This is a genomic window from Xanthovirga aplysinae, assembly GCF_009711365.1.
Lineage (GTDB): Bacteria > Bacteroidota > Bacteroidia > Cytophagales > Cyclobacteriaceae > Xanthovirga > Xanthovirga aplysinae.
Map to the genome: position 1 here is coordinate 1 of NZ_SMMB01001031.1, position 6,751 is coordinate 6,751.

Below are 6,751 nucleotides of genomic sequence, written 5' to 3' on the forward strand. Positions count from 1 at the left end.
TTAGTTAATTCCTGATGGATTATCAACTAGCTACTTTAGGTCTACAATTACCCACTGATCCTCGATGGGTGAATATTGCAGAGATGAATATTGAGGAAATTTTGGTAGATCATGCTTATTGTGAGCAAAAAGCCGCTTCTTCTTGCATATCTATGATTGTGCAATATCCTGATTATGAGAAATTGGTACAGATTTTGACCCCTGTTGTAGCTGAAGAGTGGAGTCATTTTGAGAGAGTATTAGAACAGCTTGATCAAAGAGGGTATAAATTGGGTAAGCCGAGAAAAGATCAGTATGTTGTGGAATTACTAAAACATATCCGGAAAGGTGTAGGAAAGGAACAAAAATTGTTAGATCAATTGTTGGTTAATGCATTGATAGAGGCTCGAAGTTGTGAGCGGTTTAAATTGTTGTGGCAAAACATTGAAGATCAGAAATTAAGTAAATTCTATTACGAATTGATGGTTTCTGAGGCTGGGCATTATCGTAATTTCCTGGATTTGGCCAAAGAATATTTATCAGAAGAACAGGTGGACCAGCGTTGGGAAGAAATTTTGAAAATTGAAGCAGACATTATAAGAAATCTTGAGGTAAGAGGAGATAGGATGCATTAAGAAGAGTTAAGAACTAGCCTAGTATTTACATTTATTACCCGATTTTGGGTTTAATTTGTGGGCGGATATAGGTGAATTAAGGGCTATGATGTCCATTCAGAACCTCTTATTTTAATAAGTTCAATCGTACCTATAATTACAGCTTTGCGCGAGCCGCAATTACAACTTTTCTACTTTTAACATAGCGCTAACCTTCAGGTTTTTTGCTTTTTCTTTTTGGCAGCAGGAAATAGAATATTATTTAAAATTAACCGATAACCTGGGGAATTGGGATGAAGGTTTAAGTCGGTAGGTTCTTCTCCCACCAAATGTTGGTAATCTTCGGGATCGTGCCCTCCATAAAAGGTCCAAAAGCCTTTTCCAAAAATTCCATGAATATACTTTACTTCCCCTGCTGATTTGGTTTCACCAAGAATTACAACATCTGATTTTACCAAATCTTTTTTAAAGGCAGTTGTTTGCCCCATAAAACCTTTTACGGCTCTAGTATGATTTTGAGTCAACATGGTAGGAATGGGATCCCATTTGGCGGAAAATTCAAATAAAGTAAAAAAATCATTATTCTCTTTTAGCCCTCTTTGGTAGGGTTGTACATCTATATCAGAGTATTCATATTGGTAGGGGTTCATGACCAACTTGAAATTCTCGAAGGCAAAGGTGTTGTCAAAATTTAAATTGTTTTGGGCTAAGGGATTTGCGGGGTCACCATCAAACATTTCAGCACAAATATCGGTTTCTTCCGCTGAAAGTGCGATATCATAGGTATCCGTAGCAGAGCACATGGCAAAAAGAAATCCACCTCCGCCTACATAATTTCTTATTCTTTGAACAATGGCAAGTTTTAGTTTCGAAACTTTGTTGAAGCTATGTTTTTGGGCCATTTTTTCGTATTCTTCTTTTTGTTTAATGTACCAAGGATAGTTTCGAAATTTAGCATAAAATTTACCGTACTGTCCGGTGAAATCTTCATGATGCAAATGAAGCCAATCGTATTTGGCCAGTTCATCATACATAATTTCATCATCAAAAATCATATCATAGGGGATTTCAGCGTAAGTTAATACCAGTGTGACAGCATCATCCCAAGGTTGTTTGCTTTTTGGGGAATATACCGCTATTCGAGGGGCTTTTTCCAATTTCATTACATCAGTGTTGGAAGAAGGACTAGAAATCTCCGCAGTGATTTGATTGGCCTGTGCATCTGAAATTACTTCATAGTTTACTCCCCTAATGATCAATTCGTTTTCAAATTTCTGGAAATGTTGAATCATAAAACTTCCCCCACGGTAATTTAAAAGCCAATCTACTTCTGTTTTGTTTGTAAGTGCCCAATAGGCGATACCATAAGCTTTTAAATGGTTGCTTTGGGTTTCATCCATGGGAATCAAAATTTTGCTGGCCCAGCCAATGTTTACTATAAGAAGACATGCTAGAAATAGTTTTACTTTTTTCATTAAGGCCTTTTTTGTAGTTGTGTGAACAATAAATTGATGGAAATTAAAGAAATTTTCCTGAACATAAACTTTATTCGATTTAATTTCGCACTTACCCGTTAACAATTTATAAAATGGTTTTTTTGAACATCCTTTTTAGATATATTTAGGATTCTTTAAGTCAATTGTTGGCTTTTATGAATTAAAGAGGTAAATATTTTTTAGGAAAGTTAGGGGATATCATTATGATTAAAAAACAGGTGATAATCCTTATATGTTTCATTGAAAATTATTTTTACTTCCATTCTATCAAAAATGTATTATTTATTTTATCAGGATGATTATTGTTGAAAATATTAAAGAAGGCCTACGTTCTATTCAGGGCAATTTATTAAGGACTATTCTGACAGCTTTAATTGTTGCGATTGGAATCACTGCTTTGGTTGGGATTCTTACTGCTATCGATGGGATTCAAGCATCTGTTTCGGAGAGTTTTGCTTCCTTGGGGGGCAATTCATTCGAAATTAAGTCCAAATCAATAGGTAGTAGAAGAAATCAAGGTGGAAAAGCTGAAAAAGTGTTTCCTCGAATTACTTTCCGGCAAGCTAAACAATTTCGTGAACTTTCCGATGCAGCTGATGTTACCGTTAGTACTGTTGTAACCCGTAGTGCTGAAGTAAAATATAGTTCCAAGAAATCAAATCCCAATTTGAGGATTTATGGTGGAGATGTTTCCTATTTGGGCATTAATGGTTATAACCTTGAGAAGGGAAGAAATTTTTCTGAAGTGGAAGATACGCACGGGGTAAACGTGGCAATTATTGGTGAAGAGGTGGAAAATGTACTTTTTGAGGATAATGAGGATCCTATTAATAAAAGTATTAATTTCTTAGGGGGTAAGTACCGTGTAATAGGTTTGCTTGAAAAGCAAGGAAGTTTTGGGGGAGGAAGTAGTGGAGCAGATCGTAGTATCCTGATTCCAATTGAAAATGCAAATCGTTTATTAACTACGAGTCAACCTGACTTCCGAATAGATGTGGCGATAAATTTGGCCACTGACATGTCTTCATCTATGGGTGAGGCAACAGGTTTAATGCGCTCCATAAGGAAGGATAGTCCAGGTGAAGAGAATTCATTTGAGTTGGAGAGAAACCAGACTGTTGAGGAGAGACTTAGTGAAATAACAGGGTACCTTAGAGTTGGTGGTTTTGCAATTGGTTTAATAACCCTATTAGGAGCATCTATTGGGTTGATGAATATTATGATGGTAACAGTGACAGAACGTACCCGGGAAATTGGTGTGAGAAAGGCTTTGGGAGCTACCCCAACTCTTATTCGTCAACAGTTTTTGATGGAGGCCATTGTGATATGTCTATTGGGTGGAATTGGAGGTGTTGTATTTGGTTTACTTATCGGGAATCTTGTTTCAAGCGTTCTTAACGGAGTATTTGTAGTTCCTTGGTTTTGGATGCTTTTGGGATTAATCATTTGTGTTGTTGTGGGAGTTCTGTCGGGGTATTACCCTGCTCGGAAGGCATCTAGGTTCGATCCAATCGAATCATTGAGGTTTGAATAATAAGGAATTTACTTTGTGAGGTTTTAATAAGGATAGGTTTGAAGTTTGAAGATTTAAGTTTAGATAAAAGCGTGCTGGAAGGACTGGCTGCCATGAATTTTCGTGAAGCGACACCGATACAGGAAAAGGCTATTCCTCCAATTTTAAAAGATAAAGATTTGATTGCTTGTGCACAAACGGGAACTGGAAAGACAGCAGCTTATCTTTTGCCTTTGCTTCATAAGCTAGTTAAAAAAGGAAGAGAGCCTAGGGAGATTAATACCATTGTATTAGTGCCAACCCGTGAGCTTGCTTTACAAATAGATCAACAACTGGAAGGATTTTCTTATTTTTTACCTGTGAGTTCCAAGGCCATCTATGGAGGAGGGGATGCTTCTTCTTGGTCGGAACAAAGAAATGCAATTGAGAGAGGTGTGGATATATTAATTTCCACTCCCGGCCGATTAATCCAACATCTGAATATGGGGTATGTAAAGGTTGATAAGGTGGAACACTTGGTGCTGGATGAGGCCGATAGGATGTTGGATATGGGGTTTTATGATGATATTATGAAGATCATTAAACAGCTTCCTCTAAAACGCCAAACTTTGCTTTTTTCTGCTACAATGCCTCATAAAATAAGAAAACTTGCTCATAAGATATTGGTAGCTCCCCAGGAGGTGAATCTGGCGGTTTCAAAGCCAGCTGAGGGAATTGATCAACGAATTTATTTTGTTTTTGATGAACAGAAAATCCCTCTTGTTGAGAAACTTTTAAAAGAAAGTGACTTTGAAAGCATTATTATTTTTACCTCCACCAAAAAAGCTGTTAATGATTTACATAAAGCTTTAAAATCTTTGGGCTCTCAGGTAAAGGGGATTCACTCGGATTTTGAGCAAAATGAGCGGGAGGAAGTATTACGACTGTTTAAGAATAAGCAAATTAGAGTGCTTATTGCAACCGATATTCTTTCCCGCGGAATTGATGTTGAGGATATAAATCTTGTCCTAAATTTCGATGTGCCCCATGATGGAGAGGATTATGTCCATAGAATTGGAAGGACTGCCCGTGCTTCTACCACCGGTGTGGCCATTACTTTGGTGAATCCAAAAAATCAACAGCGTTTTTTCAGAATTGAGCGGATGTTTGATGAGCCATTGAAAAAGATAAATCTTCCAGAGGAATTAGGAGAAGGGCCGGAAATTCAAACTCCCAAAGCAAAAAGAAAAAATTACGCAAAAAAGTCAAAGTCCAAACAAAAACGAAAATTTGGTTCTAAAAATAGACAGCCCCGAAATAAAGCAGGAAATAAAAGAAGTTCTTCTTCTTAGCGGTACATTTTGAGTTTAAAGCCGAATTATTTGAAAACTTCTACTTTTTTACTTTTTGAATTCTGAGTGATAAAATGGGATAACTTACACCACAATGAACTTTTGCTCACTTTATTCCCTGTCAATTCGTTGAATTACTCTCACTACTACCACATGTTTATCTTTTTCCTCATCCACCAAAAAGAAAGTAAGGACGGGATTATCGGCCCTTAAATTGCTCTCCACCCTTTGAATGGAATTTGTGGATAAACGTTTTTCGATTTCTTTATTAAGTTCTCCTATTGCCTTAGCAATATCTACTTCTAATGGGCTTGGATTATAGGTTTCTGTTTTCATAATAACAACTCTCATTTTTTTAATTCTTGGTTTAAAAAAATAAGTATACCAAGTCTACTCCTATATACGAAGGATTAACAATTGTGTAGATTTAAATGTCTTTTTTCTGAAAAGAGGCCTTTTAGGAGTTAAAAATCAAGAGTTTGTCTAATGATTAAAGATTATCTTTTGTCAGAATAAGGTTTTGAAAGATAGGATTAAAAGATGATAATAGTTTTTATTATAATGTTGACGATAAAACGATCATGGCTTTTGGCTTGGATTAATGAAAATATGTAGTCTGATATTCGATTTGTTGAATGAATACGAGATATAATTTATTTGATTTAATAGATAGACTTAAAAGAGGATTTGAACAGGCTATATTAGAATTTCCATTTCAACTTATCCTTCCCTGTGAATTTGATTCTTTTCTATTTAATATCTTTCCAATCAAAAAGATTATAATTACCATATTGATCTGCAGGTTTTACCGGAAGGATTAAATCTTCATGATCAATGCTAAATTTGTTCACCATGTTTGAAACGGAATAATGATAAGTTTCTGCCATAATAGGCTGCATTAGCATATTTTTTAATTCATTGATATCCTTACTATGAAGCCATTGTTCTTCCATTTCTCTTGTAAAAATTAAGGGTATTCGGTTCTGCAATGGAAATAAGGATTGATTGGAGGGGATGGTGATCAGGGTGAAGGTGTTAATTTTTTTGTTATTTTCTGGATTTTCATATTCATCCCAAAGTCCACCCATAGCGAAAACCGACTTATTTGAAAGATGACAATAATACGGGATTTGACCTTTTTTACTAACCTTTTTCCAAAGATAGAATCCATTGGCAGGAATCAGGCACCGACGGGAGGGTAGTGCCAGACGGTAAAGGGGGCTTTTAGTGACTTTCTCCGATTCTGCATTAAAGGCCTTTTGACTAATTATTTTTCCCTTTGCTAAATAGGGGTCTAACCCCCAGAAAAAAAATGATAAGGAATGAGGGCTTTCGTGGGTTATCACAGGCAGCGCTTGTGAAGGTGCGGCATTATAACGGGGAGGTACAATAGGATGGGTTTCCAGTTGAAATCTGGATTGAAGCTCTTCTGCTGAAGAATATATGGCATACCGATCACACATAATAATTAAGGTGAGTTTTATATCAATTTAAATTTTATAACCTTAAAATTCAAAGAAATTAAACAATGTTTGATGAATATTAAATATTTTGCCACCAATGAATATATTTTTGAATTGAAAATGTATCATAAATTGTGTGCCAATAAAAGGGTGCAATTCTGTTTTTTGTAAAGTCCAAATTTTTACGTCTATTCCCTTTTAGAAATTGGAAGAAATTCCAAAAAGAGAATTAAAACCTTTCAGGTGGATACCATTTTTATTAATAATAGAGTGAAAACTGTGAGGGGAAGACAGGAATCGACGTGTGAGACGAATTGAATTTAAGACATTGATCGAAGCCCAATTTTATTTTTTT

At 35.8% G+C, this 6,751-nt stretch carries 6 protein-coding genes; 3 read left to right on the plus strand and 3 right to left on the minus strand.

The annotated features are described in order from the left end of the window. Window positions 1-14: 14 nt before the first annotated feature. On the plus strand, window positions 15-614 hold the full coding sequence (locus E1171_RS10870; RefSeq protein ID WP_155206033.1) for a MiaE family protein: 600 nt from the start codon (window positions 15-17) through the stop codon (window positions 612-614). A gap of 194 nt (window positions 615-808) precedes the next feature. Here the strand turns inward: E1171_RS10870 and E1171_RS10875 are convergent, their stop codons facing one another. Continuing rightward, a complete protein-coding gene (locus E1171_RS10875; protein ID WP_155206034.1) occupies window positions 809-2,068 on the minus strand; it encodes an asparagine synthetase B in 1,260 nt (419 codons plus the stop codon). Between the two features lie 316 nt (window positions 2,069-2,384). Here E1171_RS10875 and E1171_RS10880 point away from each other — a divergent pair, with 316 nt between their 5' ends. Beyond that, a complete protein-coding gene (locus E1171_RS10880) occupies window positions 2,385-3,623 on the plus strand; it encodes an ABC transporter permease (protein ID WP_155206035.1) in 1,239 nt (412 codons plus the stop codon). Between the two features lie 38 nt (window positions 3,624-3,661). Beyond that, window positions 3,662-4,933: a DEAD/DEAH box helicase gene (locus tag E1171_RS10885; RefSeq protein ID WP_222931468.1), complete on the plus strand. Its 1,272-nt coding sequence runs from the start codon at window positions 3,662-3,664 to the stop codon at window positions 4,931-4,933. Between the two features lie 111 nt (window positions 4,934-5,044). On the opposite strand, the gene E1171_RS10890 is transcribed toward E1171_RS10885, so the two are convergent. Together E1171_RS10890 and E1171_RS10895 are read right to left on the minus strand one after the other, a co-directional pair. Next, entirely contained in the window at window positions 5,045-5,284 is a 240-nt protein-coding gene (locus tag E1171_RS10890; protein WP_246164281.1) for a hypothetical protein, read from the minus strand. A 398-nt stretch (window positions 5,285-5,682) separates the two neighbouring features. Further along, window positions 5,683-6,396: an SOS response-associated peptidase gene (locus E1171_RS10895; RefSeq protein ID WP_187696393.1), complete on the minus strand. Its 714-nt coding sequence runs from the start codon at window positions 6,394-6,396 to the stop codon at window positions 5,683-5,685. Window positions 6,397-6,751 lie beyond the last annotated feature (355 nt).